This is a genomic window from Algoriphagus oliviformis (genome assembly GCF_017254915.1).
GTDB lineage: Bacteria > Bacteroidota > Bacteroidia > Cytophagales > Cyclobacteriaceae > Algoriphagus > Algoriphagus oliviformis.
Map to the genome: position 1 here is coordinate 1 of NZ_JAFKCT010000010.1, position 18697 is coordinate 18697.

The window sequence follows — 18697 nt, forward strand, 5'->3', positions numbered from 1 at the left end:
AGGTAACCTTGAAAAATTCCAAAAGCCCCTGTGGCAAAAGTAAACTGAGGTAATCCTTTTCTTCCAATTGTTTTTTTAAACAAAGAAACTCGATTCACTCAAATCCCCCAACTTTTTGGACTGATCCCGGGAAAGCCCAGAGCCTCTTACAGGACTTGAACCTGCGACCCACGCTTTACGAAAGCGTTGCTCTACCAACTGAGCTAAAGAGGCTTGGAATTCGTCCTTTTCAGGTTTTCAAATATGGATGCCTGAAAAATACTGCTCCCCAGATATTCGGACTGATCCGAATTTACCAACCTGCCGCAAAAAAGAAAAGCAGACCTAAAAGGCCTGCTTTTTGAACGAGTGTGCGGATGAATGGATTCGAACCATCACACCCAGAGGGCGCTGCCACCTGAAGACAGTGCGTCTACCAATTTCGCCACATCCGCATCGTTGAATTGGTGTGCAAATATCGCAAATCAATCCTGTCGAAACAAAGCCTCTCCGCAATAAAATTGAATTTTTCTTGGGTTAATTGCAGAGAGGCTTGATCTCCAATTACTTCCAAAGATCGGTATTTTCGATCCCTGCGTCTTTGGCGACGAAAACCGGCTTTTTTCCTTCCCTTTTCTGTTTTTTGTAGTCCTCCCAGGCCCGGAAAGCAGGCTTTCGGAGTAGGAAAATGGCGATTATGTTCAGCCAGGCCATCATGCCCACGCCGATGTCACCGAGAGTCCAGGCGACTTCCGCGGTCTTGATGGAGCCGTAAAACGTGGCGCAGAGTATCGCCAGCTGCAATGCTCGCACCGCCCACTTGGAGGACTTGGTGCCGGTAAGGTAGCTGAGGTTGGTCTCTGCGATGAAGTAGTAGGCCATGATGGTGGTAAAGGCAAAAAACAGCAGGGCGATTGCCACAAAGCCCTTTCCTATGGCTGGGAAATGGGTGCCGATGGCATACTGGGTGAATTCGGGGCCAAAGGGAACACCAGGCAGGTTTTCCACCAGAAAGCCCCCTTCTGGGTGGACCACATTGAATTGGCCTGTGAAGAGGATCATCAGCGCTGTGGCCGTGCAGACAAACAGGGTGTCTACATATACGGAAAAGGACTGTACGAGTCCCTGTGCCGCGGGATGGGTCACTTCGGCCGCCGCTGCAGCATGCGGAGCGGTGCCTTGTCCGGCTTCGTTGGAGTAGATGCCCCGCTTCACGCCCCAGGCGATCGCCATGCCAAAGACTCCGCTGAAAGCTGCCTCAAGGTTGAAGGCCGACTTGAAGATGAGGGCGAAGACCGCGGGAATCTCGGTGATGTTGAGCAGGATGATGGTCACGGCCATCAGGATGTACGCCGCAGCCATGAACGGTACGACCACTTCGGCAACCTTACTGATCCGCTTTACCCCGCCGATGATGATCAGGCCAAGGAAGACCGTGACGGCGATCCCGGTGTAGTGAACGGGGATGTCAAAGGCGTTTTGCGCGCTGAGCGCGATGCTGTTACTCTGTACGCCAGGCAGGAAGAGCACAGTGCTGAGGATGGTGGCAAAGGCGAAGAGCATTGCGTACCACTTGATTCCCAGGCCTTTTTCTATATAGTAGGCCGGGCCGCCACGATATTGTCCGTCCTTCACCTCCTTGTAGATCTGGCCCAGTGTCGACTCGATAAATGCGGACGAGGCTCCAAGGAACGCAATGACCCACATCCAAAAGATCGCTCCGGGACCGCCCATGGCGATGGCGGTTGCCACACCGGCGATGTTGCCTGTGCCCACCCTACCAGAGATGGCGATGGCAAAGGCCTGAAACGAGGAAACTCCTTTTTCGGAAGACTGCCCTTTGAAGAGCAGGCCGATCATTTCCTTGATGTAGGTCAGTTGGATAAATTTGAGAGCGAAAGAAAAGTATATACCAGCCGCCAAGCACAAAAAAATCAACGCGTTACTCCATATTATACCATTGATAGTATCTATAATCTCCTTCATCTAGCTTTGTTTATTTGTTTTGGGGATAAACTGAAATTGGATTTAAGTATCGAATTTGACAGTAAGTACCGTAAAAAACACCAAAAACTTGATGGGTGGGTCAAAAAATGATCTCGTTCTCCATCAAAGTGATACAGTTTTTTTCAATCCCGGTTTTCGGGAAAAAGAAATAGACCTTGGACTTTGGCGTTTGGGCCTTGGTCCAAGGTCTAGCATGGTTCGGGTTAGTCGACTCTTCCGTGTTTTCTCAAGCCCGGCCCCTCACTTTCCGTGAGCTTGTCGCCCATGTCGGCTCGGGCAATGTTGGCCAGGGAGTCGAGTTGGGCGAGGACTTCGGGAAATCTCTCTTTCACGTCCGTCGTCTCTGCAGGGTCGTTTTCCAAGTCATATAGCTCGGTTTTTTCAAAATCAAGGTATTCGTATTTCACAGGGAAGCCGTCATTTCGGAGTTCGCTGCCCTCAGGGATGATGCGGTATCGGTGCGGGTAGACCACTTTCCACTTGCCGTAGATTACCGCCTGGAGTTCGTTTTGGTTGTAATAGGCGTAGTAGGGGCGGTCCTCCATTTTTTCTCCCTCGATCATAGGCCAGATGTCGCGGCCGTCGATTTTCAGACTAGGCAGCGGGGAGCCGATGAGCTGGGCGATGGTCGGGAAGACATCGATGGTCATCGCCGCTTGGTTCTGCACTTTTCCAGCGGGGATTTTGCCAGGCCAAGCGAATATGGCAGGCACTCGGATGCCGCCTTCCAGCGAGGTGCCTTTGCCGGCCCTGAGTCCGCTGGTGGTGCCGGCATGGCCTCCGTAGGATAGCCAGGGGCCATTGTCGGAGGTGAAAATGATCAGCGTGTTTTCTTCCAGCCCAAGTTCTTTCAGCTTGGCTCGGACCTGGCCTACCGACCAGTCGATTTCCATCATCACGTCGCCATACATGCCCTGTTCGGATTTGCCTTTAAACTTGTCGGAGACAAAGAGCGGCACATGGGGCATGGAGTGTGCCAGGTAGAGGAAGAAAGGCTGTTTTTGGTTTTTGTCTATGAAATCGACGGCCTTCTCCGTGTACCAGGTCGTCAGTTGGCTCTGGTCATCGAGGATCTGGATCACGGAGTCGCCTTCATAGAGGGGAAGTGGGGGGTAGTAGTCTTTCGTCTCCGGATGGTGGGGCCACATGTCGTTGGAGTAGGCCAGACCGAAATAGGAATCAAAGCCCTGCTTGATGGGCAGGAATTCAGGCTGGTGGCCCAGGTGCCACTTGCCGACGATGCCGGTGCTATAGCCTTGGGCCTTGAGCATTTCGGCGAGGGTGGTTTCCTCTGGGTTGAGCCCATGCTTGGCGGAGTGGTCCAGTGCGCCGAAGATTTCCAGCCGGTTGGCGTAGGTGCCTGTGAGGAGTGCGGCTCTGGAGGCGGAGCAGACGGCATGGGGTACGTAGAATTGTGTGAAACGCGTACCGTCAGCTGCCAGCTGGTCTAGGTTTGGCGTTTGCCAACCGGTGGCTCCGTAGCTGCCCAGGTCTCCGTAGCCCATGTCGTCCATGAAGATCAGGACGATGTTCGGCTTGCTGTTTTCGCTTGTGTTGTCTTCGGTGGCTTTTGGCTGGCAGGCAAAAGAGCCGAGCAGAATGGCTAAAAGTAGGAGGTGGGGTTTTTTCACTTGTCTTATTTTTTGATTCAATAGCGCTTCAATTTGTCGATTTTTTTCTAAAACCTCCTGTTTTTGTTTTGCCGGCAGGCAAATGGGAGAGGAGCTTTCGAAAGCAAGGGGAAAGTATGGTTTCCTTGCGCTGAAAAAGTTGGGAGAAATTCCTTGGGGTGGCATCCCGATGACGATCGGGAGAACCTACGGCCTTCCCGATCAAAATCGGGACGCAATACAGGGCTAAGCTGAGTAGGGAATTTTATTGCTCAAAAAAAAGAGGTCGCTTCTTAGAAGCAACCTCTGTAAACTAAGTCGGGGTGGCAGGATTCGAACCTACGACCTCCACATCCCAAATGTGGCGCGATACCGGGCTACGCTACACCCCGAGCTTTATGACATTGCTGTGCTTTTCACAACTTGGTAGGTTTCGTATCTACGACCTTCCCGATCAAAATCGGGACGAGATACCGGGCTACGCTACACCCCGAGCTATTTTGATTGGCAATTTCCTCTTCTGGAACTTGACTTCCGTTGGAAAAATGTTGCTGAATCAGCCCCCTTTTCTAACGGCTTGCAAACATACGGATTTTAATTTTTGTCGCGCAGTCGTGAATGGAAAAAAGCCATATTTTTTTTCAAAGCCAGAATTGTCCCATCTCGGAAAGGAAGAAGTAACGTCTTTTTCAAAAAAAAATACGTAGTAAGTAAGTACAAATACGTAATTTTTTGGCTACATTTCGATACAATTCAAGAATGAAGATGGTGTCAGTCTCCGAAGCCCTTTCCCTCATCAGTAAGCATGCACAAGATCTCCCGGCAGTCAAACTGCCTCTGAGGGAGAGTTTGGGCTACTTCCTCGCTGAGGATATCCATGCGCCGATTTCCATTCCTCCTTTTCGCCAGTCGGCCATGGACGGCTACGCGATCCGTTTTGGGACTGCGGAGTCTTACGAGGTGGTGGGCGAAAGCAAGGCGGGAGACTTTCGGGAGTTTGGGATGGAAGGGGCCGAGGCCGTCCGCATCCTCACCGGTGCCAGGGTGCCTGACCTGGCGGACACCGTGGTAGTTCAGGAGAATATCTGTAGAGAAGGCTCCAAAATCCGCATCCAGCGCATGCCCAAGCCCTTTGCCAACGTCCGTCCCATCGGTGAGCAGGTCAAGCAAGGAGACCGCATCGCCAAAAAGGGCACAAAAGTAAACGCGCATTTGCTGGGCTTTCTGGCCGGTTTTGGATTGGAGGAAGTTTTAGTCATTAACAAACCCAAAATCACGGTGATCGTCACCGGGAACGAGCTGCAGACGGCTGGATCGCCCCTGCGTCCCGGTGGCGTTTACGAATGCAATGGCATCGCCATGGAGGCGACCCTCGCCGAAGCGGGATTTCCTGTCGCCAGCCTTGGCCAAGTCGAAGACGAACAATTTGCCACGACCAAGGCCATCGCCAAGGCGCTGGAGGCCGATGTGCTGCTGATCTCCGGAGGCATCTCCACAGGAGACTACGACTTTGTCAAAACCGCCCTGGAGGCCAACGGCGTGGCCGAAATTTTCTACCAAGTCAATCAAAAACCCGGAAGACCGCTTTGGTTTGGGCGAAAAGGAAAGACCCTGGTCTTCGCCCTACCCGGCAACCCGGCCGCCATGGCCGTCTGTCTACAGGTTTATGTGATGCCCTTGCTGCGCAAAATTTCGGCTGGAGGCGATTTTTCGTTTGATCTGGAGAAGGGCATTCTCTTCGGAGACTTGGACAATGCCTGCGGAAAGGGGCGCTTCCTTTGCGCCAGCGAGGAAAGCGGAATGCTCCGGCTTCTGGGCCAGCAGGCCTGCAACACGCTCGGCGGCTTGGCGCAGGCCAATGCCTTGGTCTATGTGGAGGAGTCGGTGTCCCAGCTGGGATTTGGCGACAAAGTTCAGTTTTTAAGAATCAATCGATGGTAGAAATGGAAGACGGGAGACGGATGCTTCGACTACGCTCAGCACAAGCGGTGGAGAGTATTTCACTTTCTGCCTATATTCTCTGCGGGGGTAAAAGCTCACGCATGGGAGAGGAGAAGGGGCTGGTCAAGTTTCGGGGCAAAACCTTCGTGCAGTGGATTTTGGACGCTGTGTCTGCGTTTGTAGGCGAACCGGTCTTGGTTACCCAAAACTCTGCCTATCGCCAATTTGGACTGGAGCTGATTCCTGATCGGATTGCCGGCCAGGGGCCTGTGGGCGGTATTTTTACCGCTTTGGGCCACTCCAACACTGCTCAAGCTTTGATCCTCAGCTGCGACATCCCCAGGATCAGCGTCGCGGCTTTGGACCTACTGATCACCGAAGCCCGGAGCTGCCCGGAAAAAATAACCTTTCTCTCGGACGGCAAAAACGACTACCCCCTCATCGCCGTCTACCCCAAGTCCTGCCTGCCGGCTTTTGCCGAGGCGGTGGCCGAGAATAGGCTGAAGCTCCGTCGACTGGTCGAAACTTTGCCGCATCAGCGCATTGTGATACAGCCCGAAGACGTCTCCCGCCTGCAAAACATCAACACCAAAACCGAACTCATCACCCTATCAAACCTATACTGACATGAAAACCACGCAGACTCCCCACTTGACCCTCATCGGCGCTGGCCCGGGCGATCCCGAACTGCTCACGATCAAGGCCGTGAAGGCCCTGCAGCAGGCTGAGGTCATCCTATACGATGCCTTGGTCAACGAGGACATCCTTGATTTGGCGGAAAATGCCGTGAAAGTCTCCGTGGGCAAGCGGAAGGGGCAGCATTCTTTCACCCAAGACGAGATCAACGAACTGATCGTGACCTATGCGCACGAGTTTGGTTCGGTGGTGCGGCTGAAGGGCGGCGACCCTTTTGTCTTCGGTCGGGGCAAAGAGGAGCAGGAGTACGCCGCGGCGCGTGGCGTGGCCTGCACGGTGATTCCGGGGATTTCGTCTTGCATCGCCGTTCCGGCCTCTATTGGAATTCCGGTCACCTATCGAGGCGCTTCGGAGAGTTTTTGGGTCATTACCGGCACCACCAGTGCGCACCGGCTTTCCGATGATGTGGCTTTGGCCGCCCAGTCTACCGCCACAGTGGTGATCCTGATGGGGCTGTCCAAGCTGGAGGAGATCACCCGCATTTACAAAAAGCTAGGAAAAGCCAATATGCCTATTGCCATCATCCAAAACGGTACTCGGGTGGACCAGCGCGAGGTCGTCGGCACCATCGGCAATATCGTGCGCCGTGCCAAAACGGCCTCCATCAAAGGCCCAGCTGTCCTCGTGATCGGCGAAGTGGTCAACCTGGCGACCATCGAGGCGGTGACTGCGGAGGACTACATTTTTGAGGACGAGTTTGTCCTGCAAAACCTCGGGGCCTTTCCTTTTTGATATCCGTCCACAGTCCACGGACGACAGTCGACCGATGCTTCGAAAATGTTTTTGGACGAGAGACCAGCGTTGATCGGCGATAGTCACAATTGCAAAGCCCAAGGAATGGAAGACATCACCCCAAAAAGTACCACGCTACAGGAAGCCCAGGCCGAGGCGGTGCTGAAAGTAAGCAAATCCGAAACCGTCGCGGCTATTCTCGAGAAGCGCGTTCCCAAGGGAGACGTGCTGGAGATGGCCAAGGTCGCGGGGCTTTTTGCGGTCAAAAACACCCACCTCCAGCTCCCCCAGGCCTATCCCACGCCCATCGAGTTTACCTCGGTGGAATATCAGGTCGAAGACCTGGAGATCCGCATTACAGTGCGAGTCAGATCAGTAAGCAAATCCAGCTTGGAAATGCACGCCCTGCATGGTGTGTCGATCACGGCACTGACCATGTACGACATGCTGAAGCCATTGGATAAGGGGATCAGCATAGCGCGGATTGGGATTTTGGAAAAAGAGGAGAGAAAGCTTTCCTCCGGGGCTACCCAGCCCTTTAACGCGGCGGTTGTCCTTTGCTCCAATGCCGTGCTCAAAGGCATCAAGCCCGACTCAGCGGGACAGGCGATCCTCGAAAAACTCAGAGGCTATCAGGCAAAAATCACTTCCTACGAACTGCTTCCTGATGACCTAGAGCTGATCCGCGCAAAGGCAAAATCCCTCGCCCTGGAAAACCGACTGGTCATCTTCGCCGGGGGTACGGGCTTGGCAAAAACCGATGTGACCACAGAAGCCTTGGAGCCACTCCTAGACCGAAAGATCCCCGGGATAGCAGAGGCGATGCGGAGCTACGGACAGTGCCGTACTCCCCACGCCATGCTGTCCAGAAGCCTAGCCGGAATGGTCGGGAATTGCCTCGTGCTGGCCATTCCCGGCTCTTCCCGAGGCGCAGCTGAATCCATGGAGGCCTTGTTTCCGCAGCTGCTGGAAGGGGCTGGGATTTGAGATTCGGGATTTGAGATTCGAGATTTGAGATTCGAGATTGGAAATCGGCACGCGGATTTCATGTCATTGCTTCGAAATGTCGAAGATTGCTTGCCTCCAACTTCCCGGCTTCCTGCATCCTAACTTCCTGCTTCCCCACCTCCTTTCTTCCCGCTACTTTTCCTCCCAGCTGTGCTTAAACAGCGTAGGTGTCACGATGAGCTGGACCCAGCCCCAGTTTTGGGTTTTTGCCGCTTGGACTCCTCCCTTGATCGCGGCCATGCTGCCGGTGTCAAAAAACTGGGAGTAGCCTGCGTTCATTTTGATGTTTTTGGCGATCGTTTTTGAAAAAATGAGGTCTAGCTCCGAGCCCAGGTACTTGCTTTGTCCATCTCTGAGTTCGGCGTTGGCGGAGAAAAAGTGCACTTGGGCGGAAAGGTTGGAGCTTTTTCCCGTAGGGACCAAAGCCGTGAAATAGCCGTCGTTCAGACCGACGTTGTTCGCATGGTTGCCTACGTAGAAGAGGTCCATGTAGCCGTTAAACTTATGGTTGGTGCCATAGAGCGGGAAGAAGGATTTTTCCTTGGAATCCGACACCTGGTCCGAGCCGCTCAGCGATTCAAATCCCGCCATCAAGGCCACTTTTCCCAGCCTATACCTTGCCTCCAGCATGTATTGGTAGGCGTTCAGGTCGGCTGTGGGGGTGGACTTTCCGGTTTGGAGGTAGGCGGAACCCGTCAGTGTGAGGGCGGAGAGCGGGAAGGTGAAGTAAGCCCCAGTCGTCTGTCTGTAGTACACGCCGTCCGGGAGGGGAGTCGCGTCTTCGGTAAACTTCTGGAAGCCGTTGTTCATGAAAAGGAAGCTGAAGGAGGCCTTTTCCCAGGTCTTTTTCGCATGCAGCATCTGCATGACTTTGTAGGAAAACATCCCGTTAATCCCGTAGCCTGAACCCTCGTTCCTTTGGCTTTCCTGGTTGAAGGCAAAGGCGAGGTCCGTCTTGAAACCTGATTTGGAGAACGTCAGCATCGCGGCGTCGTGAAATCTACCCTGCATCGTCCAATCTACCTCGCCGAGCATGCGCTGGTCATCGTAGGAGAGGGTTTGCCTGCCCAGCTTCATCGACCAGTTTTCGCTGAAAGCATAGCCCAGCCAGGCTTGGAAGAGGGAAAAGGAGTTGTTTTCATCGTTGATCGCCAGCTGCCGGGTGTCGCCCCAGGTGCTCACGTCCTGCACGCTGAGGTGGATTTTGAGCTTGGAGTCGGCATAGTTGACATTGAGGCGGGAGCGCTGGGTGACAAAGGCCGCAGGGTCAGCACCCTCCGGGAGCAGGGCTCCGTAGCCGTGACGGTATTCGAAGCGGGGCCGAATGTCGGCGTCCATGGAGACTGTCTGGGCTTTTGCCTGCATGGCAAGCCCGGCGCATAGGCCAAAAGTGTAGAGGATCTTCTTCATAACAGGTAGAATAGGTTGCTATGAAGATAAGTATAAATACTTATAAATAGGAAAATAAATACGTAAAAATATAAGTATTTTTCAATCTAGTGAAATTTGTCATGATGAAGGACGTCAACTGCTTTTGGATTCTTTGGAAGGCCAAGGCCTTCAAGCAATCCTTTATGTCTGGCATTTTCTGTTCGGATTGCAAATTCCAATAAGCAATGCGATGGATTCTTCGAAGAGACCGCCGAGTGGTCAAACCTTTCCATAGCCTCCGGTGCAATTGGAGGTGGCAGATGATCCCCAAGGTATCCCAAGCCCAAGCGGCTTGAACCATTGTGAAGGGCGCAAAGAGTCTTACCCGCAAGTTTGACACCCTTCGGGGTCGGGACGATTGGAGCTGCCTAGGTCCATGGGCTGCACCCATGGTTAATCAAGGTTTGACCCCTGACCGGGTCGGTGATGAAGTCGGAGAGGACATGTGGCTAGGCACCTAGAGACTACGCGTTTCGAAACAAACTTAATCCGGATCGCAAAGCCGACCCGGAACGGGTCACATGTTTATTGGGTGATTGAGGCCATGATAGGTCCGACCCCATCGGGGCTCGAATGTGGGCGGTGAACTTGCTCCTATAAACATGGCATCCCTTCGGGATGGGATTAACCCAATTGTAAATAGGGAAGGAGATTGGAGCGGGATCCAGGGGCGTAGCCCTTTGATCTTCGTAGCGGAATTTCAAGGCATTTCCCGGTAGGAGCGTAGCTCTGTCATCTTTCCCTTGTTTGCATCAGTAAAATTATGGTGGATGTCAGGGCTACGCCCCTTATTTTTCTCAAAAAGCAGACTTCCTACGAAGAATTCAGGGCTACGCCCCTAATGTAAACTAGTGTTAGGTTAAGCGTAATTCGGCGTTTTGGCAGCCTTGCCGGTAGGCAGGTTGTCAAAAGTTGACATGCCACCAAGTCTCCGTCCATCCTAAAAAAAGCGAAGCTTTTAACTTTGCGTCCTTGAAATGGCTTGAAAAAAGGAAACCAAGGAGCGGGGTTCCTGTAGCGTATGAGACAAGGTTTCTTCTCCTCTTGGTGACCTTTGTGTTAAAAAAGATGTCCGGCAGATGGGAATTCCGTTCGGTGGGGGCACCGACCGGGGCGAAAATTTGGTGCCTCCGATAGGTATGTAGTCAAAAGGCCATTTCGAAGTTAACACAGCACTAGGTTCAGACCCGAGTCCGCGATCACACTTCGGAATCGCAAATTCCGAAGATCTGTGCCAAGGCTTTGCCGAAAAAACAACGGAGTGGTCAAACTTTTCAATTGCCGCCGGTGCAACTGGTGGCACCAAGTGGTTCCAGCGCATCCCAACCCCAACGGGGTTGAACCTTTCATGAATTGCGTAAATCCTTGGCTCCCAGTTTGGCTGACAAATCCCCTCCCGAAGCAAGTTCGGGACAGGCTCAGCCCCTTTTCAAGGGGGAATGCGCCTATTGGTACTTCAGTCTTCTAAAGGCAAGTTCCGGGAAGCAATATCAGTTGTCAAAAGCGAAGAGATTGCTTCGCCTCGTTCCTCGTCTCGCAATGACGGCGCTGCTTGGAGAAATTTATTCCGTCTGCGTGACAAAGGTCTTTTTGGCGAAGCTGGTCTTTGGGGCTTCACAGAGCGGACACTGGTAGCTGGCGGGCAGGGTTTCGAAAGGCGTGCCCTCGGCGATTCCCTGGCTGGGATCTCCGTAGCTGGGGTCGTACACGGTGAGGCAATCCCGGCACTGGTACACTTCCCTGCTGAGCTGCTCCTTGGGTTTGGCGGCTTTTTCCGGAAGGGATTTTTCCTGTCCCAGCTGCTCAAAATAGATCTTGCTCAGCTCGATGAGCAGCTCCGGCAGATCGGATTTGTCCACTTCCTGCACGTACACGAGGTATTCCTGGGTGTTGGGGTCAAAGTTTTTGGCATGGAGCAGGTTGTAGGTACTTCGGATCTTCAGGCCCTCGAGCTGGATGGGCGGCTCGTTTTTCTCGATGATGATCGAGGTGAAGTAGTAGGCCTTTTTGGTGTAGTCCGTCACCGAAAAGGTGAGTCCGTAGGTACTGATGTCGTGCTTGTCAAAGTAGGAGACCAGGTATTTTTTCAGCTTCAGGGCAGACTTGTTGGCTACGGGAAGGTGCCAGTTGAGCTCCAGCATGGAGTGGCGGACGTTGATGCCGTATTTCCCGAGGAGCTTTTCCCATTCCAGTTTGTAGGGTTCTTGGATACCTTTGATGATCAGGGATTTCCATGGGGTGATGGAGATTTTTCCGATCCGGCAGTCGGAGCAGAGGTCGCAGAGCGCCTTGAGGAAGTCAATGTAGTATTTGTTGTTTCGCCAATACAGTCCCATCCAGTAGCTCTCCGAGCCGACGCGGTTGATGCCTTCGTAGTAGGGGAAAGGGTAGAAGGGCACCTCCAGGGGCTTGTCCACCGTGCGGCTGTTGAGGTCCGCTGAGTCGTTGACCAGGTCAAAAAGGAAATCCACCGTCTCCGGCTCCTCCTGCAGGATGTCCTCGATGGCGGTGGCGACTTTGGCGAGATCCCAGCTGTAGATCAGCGCGGGAAACATCTGGTTGCTTTCCCAGTCCGGCAGCCGGACAAAAAGATACCAGTAGTCCTCGTGTTCTGAAGCGATGAAGTTCAGGTGGCCGGTGAAGAGCGGCACCAAGCGCTGCTTCGGGTCGGTGATATTGATCTTCAGCGCGGACTGGGCCCGAAACTGCTCCAAGATGTAGAGGTAGCGGTCGCCGGTGAGCCAGGGCGTATTGGGGAAAATGTCGGAGGAAACGTAAGAGGAGACGATGTTTTCGGCGCCTTCCTGCTCGGGAGAAATGATCTGAAACTTGTCCTGGGGGTCAATGGAAAACTCTCCGTCCTCCTTGATGAAGAGGATGTCCTGCCGGGAGCCCAGGGAAATGGTGTCCAAGCCCGCGGTCTCCGCGATTTCCAGGATTTGCTTGAGTTCTGCCGGGGAAAGCACCCCGCCTTTGACGACTACTCTGGAAAATGTCTGTTTCATTTCTTCACGATTCTTTTTTATGCTTTTTGAACACCGGCTTTTATGCTGAAGCTCTGGTTCCTAGGGATTTGTAATCCCGAGGATTTATCATAGGATTTGCAATTCCTGTTCAGCTTTCGTGGACAGTTTTGTTCGGATTGCAAATCCTGGGTTACCGCTTCGGAATTGCAAATTCCGAAGAACGGGTCTATCCGAAAGAACGCTAAACCCCTGGCCTTGCCGACACTTCGGTCTTCCGTCATCGGTCTTCCGTCCCGAATGAAGAAGCAAATCCGATCACTGTCAAAGTTGCGCTACCCCCATTACACCTTCACCTTCGCCTGACTCAGGATTTCCCTCACCTCCGTCTTGCAGCTGCCGCAGCCCAGTCCGGCTCCGGTCTGCGTGCAAAGTGCCGAAAACTCGGTACAACCTCCCGCGATGGCCTCCAGGATATTTCCCTCGCCAACCCGGCTGCAGCTGCAAACGAGCTTGCCGATCACGGGTCGTGCCTCGGAGTTGCCCATGAGCAGGGATTTGCGCTTTTCGGAGAGCTCGATCTTGTTTTCGATCAGGCTTTTAAATTCGGCAAACTCGCTTTTGTCCCCCATTAGCACCGCTCCGATGAGGAGGTCGTCCTTGACGATGCACTTTTTGTAGTAGCGTCTGCTGATGTCGGTGAAGACGATTTCCTCATAGCCTTCCTCGTTTTCCGGCACGATGATGTCGCCGATGCTGCAGAGCTCCAGGTCTTTAAACTTCAGGATATTCATCAGAACTGAGCCGCTGTAGGTGCTGCTGATATCTCCGGCGATGAAGTTGGCCAGGATGGCGGCCTGCTCCTCTGCGGCGGAGGTGATGCCAAAGAGCTGGTTTTCAAACTCCGCGATCTCGCCGATGGCAAAAATGTTGGGATAGTTGGTCTGGAGATGCTTGTTAACTTTCACGCCTCGACTGCAGATGATGCCGTTTTCCCGCGCGATCTTGATGTTGGGCTGGGTGCCAATGGCATAGACGATGGCATTGGCCTGGATGTTTTTGCCGCTTTTCAGCGTGATACTGAGGTTTTTGGACACCGGGTCGTCAAAGACCGTACTCACCTCATTGTCAAAGTAGATGTGGATACCGCGCTCCTGTACGTCCAGTGCGAGCAGGCGGCTGGAGATCGGATCGAGCTGACGCTCCATGAGGCGGGAGGCCCGCTGGATGATGGTCACTTTCACGTTGGTATGCTGGAGTGCCGCCGCAAGCTCCAAGCCGAGCAAACCCCCACCGACGATGGCCACATGCTGCACCTCGGCGGGTAGCTGGGTGTCTTCCAGATAGGCCTTGAACTTGTCCGCATCGCCCCGGCTGCGCATGGTAAAGCGGCCAGGGAGGTCGAGCTGGGCATCTTTTGGGACAAACGCCCGGCTGCCGGTCGCCAGAATCAGCTTGTCATAGGAGTGGGCCCTTCCATCGCTGTCCCAGACTTGTTGGGCTTCGGGGTCGATCTTTTCAATCGAAAGATTGGTGTGTAGCGCGATCTTCAGCTTGGCGAGCTCGGCTTCCTTGATCTTGAGCAGCTGCTCCCAAGTCAGCTCTTCGGTCACGTACTCGGGCAGCAAGACCCGGTTGTAAAAGGGGTGTGGCTCCTTGGAGAAGACGTGGATCTCGTCCGCGGAATTGTGCTCGCGGTAGTTTTGGATAAAGCGGAAAGAAGCCGCGCCAGCGCCCACCACGATGATTTTTTCCTTCGGCTTTTGGTACTTGGTCACCGAGACGGTCGTGTATTTGAAGTCCGGTTCTTTGGACTGCGGGTCGACTCGGGTGAAGGTCAGGTTGTTTGCCCGGTTCAGGTCGTTTTCGAGCTGTTTTCCCCAGTGCATGGGGAGAAAAACGACCCCATTTCGCACGGAGTTGGAGATCTTGGCGCGCACGCGGACGATTCCGTTTTTGCTTTTCACCTCGACCACATCCCCATCCTTGACCTTGTAGATATACCCGTCCAGCCGGCTGATCTCCAGCACGGGCTGGGCGTAGTGGGTGCGGAGGCGGGCGACCTTGCCGGTCTTGGTCATGGTGTGCCACTGGTCGCGGATACGGCCGGTGGTGAGGACAAAGGGGAATTCTGCGCTGATCTTTTCCGAGGTGTTTTCGATCTGCGCGGGGATATTGAAGATCGCTTTTTGGCTGGGGGTGTAGAATTTTTTGTCTGCGAAAAGCCTTGCAGTGCCCGGGTGACGATACTCAGGCACGGGCCACTGGATGCTGCCCTCGTTTTTCAGGCGGTCATAGTTGAGAAAGGAAATGTCGATGTTGGTTCCCTTGGTCATCGCGCAATACTCCTCGTAGATCTCCTCCGCGTTGGCAAAGTTGAAGCCCCGGAATCCCATCCGTTTTGCAAAATCACAGAGGATTTCCACGTCCGGACGGGCTTCGCCGGGAGGGTTGATGCCCTTGTTGAGGTAGGAGATGCGCCGCTCGGAGTTGGTCATGGTGCCTTCCTTCTCCAGCCAACCGGCGGCTGGCAGCACCAAGTCGGCATAGGCGACGGTGTCCGAGCGATGGGATATGTCCTGCACCACCACAAACTTGGCGTTGGCAAAGGCCTTTTCGATCTGGCCGAGGTTGGGCAGGCTGACCATGGGATTGGTGCAGATGACCCACACGGCCTTCATCTCGCCGCTCGCCAGCGCGTCAAACATCTCCGTGGCGGTGTAGCCCGGAGTGGGGGAGATCTGGTCTACGCCCCAGAAGTCCGCCACGTCCTGTCGGTGCTGTGGATTTTGGAGGTCTTTGTGTACGGCCAGGAGATTGGCCATGCCGCCCACTTCCCGTCCGCCCATGGCATTGGGCTGGCCGGTGAGGGAGAAGGGGCCGTTGCCGGGCTTGCCGACTTTTCCGGTCACCAGGGACAGGTTCAGCAGCGCAAAGTTCTTGTCCGTACCGATGGAGCTTTGGTTGAGTCCCATGGCCCACATGCTGATGAAGCCTTTCGCCTTGCCGATCAGTTCGCTGACTTCCTTGATTTCGTCCACCGTGATCCCGCAGAGCGCAGCGGCGTCCTTGAGGGAGGTTTCCATGACCTGCTTGCGGTAGGCCTGGTAGTTTTCGGTGTGGTTTTTCACAAAGCTCTCATCAGCATAGCCCGTCTCGATGAGCCTACGCCCGATGGCGTTGTAGAGGATGATGTCGGTGCCGGGAATGAGCTGTAGGTGGATGTCGGCGAAGGAGGCCGAGTCGGTCTTCCGCGGATCGACCACAATGACCTTTGTGTTGGGGTTCTTTTCCTTGTGCTTTTCTAGCCTGCGGAAAAGGATGGGGTGGTTCCAGGCCGGATTGGCCCCGGCGATCAGGAAGGTGTCCGCCAGCTCGATATCCGCGTAGGAGATGGGCACGGAGTCTTCGCCGAAAGTCTTTTTGTAGGCCACCACGGCCGAACTCATGCAGAGCCGGGAGTTGGTGTCGATGTTGTTGGTGCCGAGAAAGCCCTTGGCGAGCTTGTTGGCGATGTAATACTCCTCGGTCAGGCACTGGCCCGAAATGTAGAAACCGACGCTGTTTGGGCCATGCTTGCGGATGAGTGACTTGAATACCGCTGCCGCCCGATCCAGCGCCTCGTCCCAAGTGACCCGCTGGCGGGGATGCGTCCGGCTCCAGCGCATCTCAGGATAGAGGATGCGGTCTGAGGTATCGTTGACCACGTAGTGGAGGTTCATCCCTTTGGAACAGAGCATGCCAGCGTTGACCGGATGCTCCGGGTCCCCCTGCACGCTGACCTTCGCCTGTGGATTGACCTCGGCGAGGATGCCGCAGCCGACGCCGCAATAGGAACAGGTGGTTTTTAGTTTCTTCTTAGAGTTCACGGGTAACAGTTTGGCCGGAAGAAGTATAAAGTAAAAGGCACTTTCCCCGAGGAAACTCGCCGAAGAAAGTGCTTTTCAGAAAGTCACTCATGCAATTTAGTCCTCCAATCGGATTAATTCAGGAGATAGCTGCTCCATTTCTTTCTTGGCGATTTTTTCGTCCTCGAGACTGAAGCGGATGATGAGTGTGGCGATGCCAGTCAGGACAATTAGCAGTCCGATCTGTAGGTAGCCACTGGAGACGGCGCCTGCTTCTGCTGCGGTTTGCGCGGCTTTGAGTGCCTCAGCGCTGAGGGATTCGCCTCCCTGGAGCACGCCGGCTCCCGCTTCTGCGGATTTGTATTTGAGGAAAAGTGCGGTCATGAAAGCCCCGAAGTTACCCCCGGCACCCACGATGCCCGAGATGGAGCCGATGGCCTTTTTGTTGATAAATGGAACGACGGAGAAGGTCGCACCCTCGGCCATCTGTACCGTAAGGCTGAATCCTATCAGCAGGGCAATTCCTATGAACAGGGTGGTGGCGGTGGAGAAGAGCCCCAACATCAGTCCCTCGGCTACGATGATGGCTGCCAGGAACCAAACGCGTCCCTTGAGACCGCTAGCCTTGCCAAATCTGTCTCCAAACCAGCCTCCAAGCGTTCTTGCGAAGATGTTCATCAAGGCAAAGGACAAGACCAGGTTTCCGGCGGTGATCCTGCTCAGCCCAAAGGTGTTTTGCAGGTAGTCGTCCATGGTGCCGTACACGGTGAGCTCTATCCCGAAGCAAGCGGCGTACACGATGAAGAGAACCCAAACGCGGTAGTCTTTGGCTGCCTCGAGGAAGCCTACGCTGTCCTTTTTGCCTTTCGGGATTTTTTCGCCCCGGGCTACCAGATCGGCATAGTTGCCGGCGGGAGTGTCTTGGGTGAAAAAGTAATACAGTACGCCAACCAGAAAGCAGATCACCCCGATGATCACCATAGAATACCTCCAAGCTTCCGTCTCAGCGATGCCAAAGGCGATCACCAAAGCGGCCAAAAGCGGCATTCCGAGGCGGTTTGCTCCTCCGCCCAGGTTGCCCCAGCCAGCAGAGGTGGCGTTGGCCGTGCCGACTACGTTCGGTGCAAACATCAGGGAAGTGTGTACCTGCGTGATGACAAAGGAAGCGCCGATGAATCCGGTCAACAGACGGCAGATGTAAAACTGCATGGGGGTCGTTACCAAGCCGCTCAAAATGACGGGGATAGATCCCAGTATCAGCAGCCAGGTGTAGCAGATCCGAGGGCCGTATTTGTCGCAGAGCTTCCCGATGAGCAAGCGGGAGAAAATAGTCCCTGCCACGGCAAAGACCACCGAGTTCCATTTCTGCTCCGCAGTCAGGCCCAGATCCCTCACCACGTCAGGCATGAAGGGGATGATGCCAAACCACGCAAAAAAGCAGATGAAAAACGCGAAAGACGTGATCCAGAAAGTCCGGATCGGCACGCTCTTGATATCCCGGAGGTTCAGTCGCGTGGCTTTGAGTTGAGCTTGATTTTTCATGTGATTACTGGTTTTTGTTGATGGCCACATGGAATCCCGCACGGTGGTCAGCTATCCCAGTGAGGGATGTTTGATCCTGCTTGATTTCACATTACTTACTTTTGTATGATATAAAAATAAGTAATAATACTTACTGTGTGCAAACGATACGTAAATTATTTACGTAAAAAAAAATAAAAAACCCATCTCAATCGACTGAGATGGGTTTGTTTTAAAACTTGTTGTACGTAGTTTTTATTTAGATGAGGTTCAGCTCCTTTGATTTTTGGGTGAGCTCGATGAGGTTTTTGACGTTCAGCTTTTTCATGAGGTTGAATCGGTGAACTTCGGCGGTACGTCGGCTGATCTTAAGGGATTCGGCCACGTCGTTGTTGCCTTTGCCGTCCAGGATGAGCTCGAGGATCTGTTTTTCACGGTTGGTGAGCTGGGAGATTTCTTCCGATTCGGCGAGGGGCTTGCTAGTCTTGGCCTTTCCCTTTACAAAATTGTCGATGATGATCTGGGAGATGTCTCCCGAAAAATACTTGCCGCCCGCTGCGATGGAGTTGAGTGCCTTGAGAAATTCGGCCTTGCTGCTTCCCTTGAGCAGGTAGCCGTCGGCACCGGCCTCGATGGACTCCACTACGTACTCCTCGGAGTCGTGCATGGACAGGACGAGTTTTTTGACCTTCGGAAAATCCCGGCTCAGCTGCTTCACCACTTCCAGTCCGGTCATCCGCGGCATGCGGATGTCCACGATCAGCAGGTCTGGCTGCTCCCCGGCGATGACCTCCAGGGCCTCCTTGCCGTCCGCGGCCTCGGCGACGACCTTGAATTCGCTTTCGTTTTCCAAAAGGGACTTGATGCCGTCACGGACGAGCTCATGGTCATCCGCCAGTACGATTCGGGTAGGGTTCATCGGATCTAAAGTTATTACTTAGTAAAGTAAACGATTTTTACG

The 18697-nt window shown here is 53.9% G+C and carries 11 protein-coding genes and 3 tRNA genes; 4 read left to right on the plus strand and 10 right to left on the minus strand.

What is annotated here, in order from left to right; all coding sequences use genetic code 11:
* Positions 1–140: 140 nt before the first annotated feature.
* The 5 genes from J0A68_RS18855 to J0A68_RS18875 all read right to left on the minus strand — a co-directional run bounded on the left by J0A68_RS18855 (position 141) and on the right by J0A68_RS18875 (position 3988).
* A tRNA-Thr gene (locus J0A68_RS18855) sits at positions 141–213 on the minus strand.
* Positions 214–351: 138 nt separating this feature from the next.
* Positions 352–434: transfer RNA gene (locus J0A68_RS18860), tRNA-Leu, on the minus strand.
* Between the two features lie 109 nt (positions 435–543).
* Positions 544–1965 carry an alanine/glycine:cation symporter family protein gene (locus J0A68_RS18865; protein WP_206579802.1) on the minus strand — a complete coding sequence of 474 codons (1422 nt, stop codon included), beginning with the start codon at positions 1963–1965 and terminating at the stop codon, positions 544–546.
* A 224-nt stretch (positions 1966–2189) separates the two neighbouring features.
* Positions 2190–3617 carry a sulfatase family protein gene (locus J0A68_RS18870; protein ID WP_317195133.1) on the minus strand — a complete coding sequence of 476 codons (1428 nt, stop codon included), beginning with the start codon at positions 3615–3617 and terminating at the stop codon, positions 2190–2192.
* Positions 3618–3914: 297 nt separating this feature from the next.
* Positions 3915–3988: transfer RNA gene (locus tag J0A68_RS18875), tRNA-Pro, on the minus strand.
* Positions 3989–4355: 367 nt separating this feature from the next.
* Here J0A68_RS18875 and J0A68_RS18880 point away from each other — a divergent pair.
* The 4 genes from J0A68_RS18880 (at position 4356) to moaCB (ending at position 7952) form a co-directional block, all read left to right on the plus strand.
* Complete coding sequence (locus tag J0A68_RS18880) at positions 4356–5537, plus strand: molybdopterin molybdotransferase MoeA (protein WP_206579804.1); 1182 nt, start codon at positions 4356–4358, stop codon at positions 5535–5537.
* Between the two features lie 2 nt (positions 5538–5539).
* Positions 5540–6163, plus strand: a complete 624-nt coding sequence (mobA, locus tag J0A68_RS18885) for a molybdenum cofactor guanylyltransferase (protein ID WP_206579805.1) — start codon at positions 5540–5542, stop codon at positions 6161–6163.
* 1 nt (position 6164) lies between these two features.
* A complete protein-coding gene (gene cobA, locus J0A68_RS18890) occupies positions 6165–6965 on the plus strand; it encodes a uroporphyrinogen-III C-methyltransferase (RefSeq protein ID WP_206579806.1) in 801 nt (266 codons plus the stop codon).
* A 105-nt stretch (positions 6966–7070) separates the two neighbouring features.
* Positions 7071–7952 carry a bifunctional molybdenum cofactor biosynthesis protein MoaC/MoaB gene (gene moaCB / locus J0A68_RS18895; RefSeq protein WP_206579807.1) on the plus strand — a complete coding sequence of 294 codons (882 nt, stop codon included), beginning with the start codon at positions 7071–7073 and terminating at the stop codon, positions 7950–7952.
* A 153-nt stretch (positions 7953–8105) separates the two neighbouring features.
* Here moaCB and J0A68_RS18900 read toward each other — a convergent pair whose 3' ends face one another.
* The 5 genes from J0A68_RS18900 to J0A68_RS18920 all read right to left on the minus strand — a co-directional run bounded on the left by J0A68_RS18900 (position 8106) and on the right by J0A68_RS18920 (position 18655).
* Positions 8106–9383, minus strand: a complete 1278-nt coding sequence (locus J0A68_RS18900; RefSeq protein ID WP_206579808.1) for an alginate export family protein — start codon at positions 9381–9383, stop codon at positions 8106–8108.
* Between the two features lie 1583 nt (positions 9384–10966).
* Positions 10967–12409 (minus strand): rubredoxin, encoded by a 1443-nt coding sequence (locus J0A68_RS18905; protein ID WP_206579809.1) that lies wholly within the window; start codon positions 12407–12409, stop codon positions 10967–10969.
* Between the two features lie 302 nt (positions 12410–12711).
* On the minus strand, positions 12712–16236 hold the full coding sequence (locus J0A68_RS18910; protein WP_206579810.1) for a molybdopterin-dependent oxidoreductase: 3525 nt from the start codon (positions 16234–16236) through the stop codon (positions 12712–12714).
* 96 nt (positions 16237–16332) lie between these two features.
* Positions 16333–17757, minus strand: a complete 1425-nt coding sequence (locus tag J0A68_RS18915; protein ID WP_206579811.1) for an MFS transporter — start codon at positions 17755–17757, stop codon at positions 16333–16335.
* A 238-nt stretch (positions 17758–17995) separates the two neighbouring features.
* Positions 17996–18655: a response regulator gene (locus tag J0A68_RS18920; protein WP_206579812.1), complete on the minus strand. Its 660-nt coding sequence runs from the start codon at positions 18653–18655 to the stop codon at positions 17996–17998.
* Between the last annotated feature and the right edge of the window lie 42 nt (positions 18656–18697).

What these genes read in the sequence shown, in the direction of transcription:
- moaCB (WP_206579807.1), top strand. Translation starts at nt 7,071, where the DNA reads ATGGAAGACATCACCCCAAAAAGTACCACGCTACAGGAAGCCCAGGCC.
- cobA (WP_206579806.1), top strand. Translation starts at nt 6,165, where the DNA reads ATGAAAACCACGCAGACTCCCCACTTGACCCTCATCGGCGCTGGCCCG.
- J0A68_RS18915 (WP_206579811.1), bottom strand. Translation starts at nt 17,757, where the DNA reads ATGAAAAATCAAGCTCAACTCAAAGCCACGCGACTGAACCTCCGGGAT.
- J0A68_RS18880 (WP_206579804.1), top strand. Translation starts at nt 4,356, where the DNA reads ATGAAGATGGTGTCAGTCTCCGAAGCCCTTTCCCTCATCAGTAAGCAT.
- J0A68_RS18900 (WP_206579808.1), bottom strand. Translation starts at nt 9,383, where the DNA reads ATGAAGAAGATCCTCTACACTTTTGGCCTATGCGCCGGGCTTGCCATG.
- J0A68_RS18905 (WP_206579809.1), bottom strand. Translation starts at nt 12,409, where the DNA reads ATGAAACAGACATTTTCCAGAGTAGTCGTCAAAGGCGGGGTGCTTTCC.
- mobA (WP_206579805.1), top strand. Translation starts at nt 5,540, where the DNA reads ATGGAAGACGGGAGACGGATGCTTCGACTACGCTCAGCACAAGCGGTG.
- J0A68_RS18865 (WP_206579802.1), bottom strand. Translation starts at nt 1,965, where the DNA reads ATGAAGGAGATTATAGATACTATCAATGGTATAATATGGAGTAACGCG.
- J0A68_RS18920 (WP_206579812.1), bottom strand. Translation starts at nt 18,655, where the DNA reads ATGAACCCTACCCGAATCGTACTGGCGGATGACCATGAGCTCGTCCGT.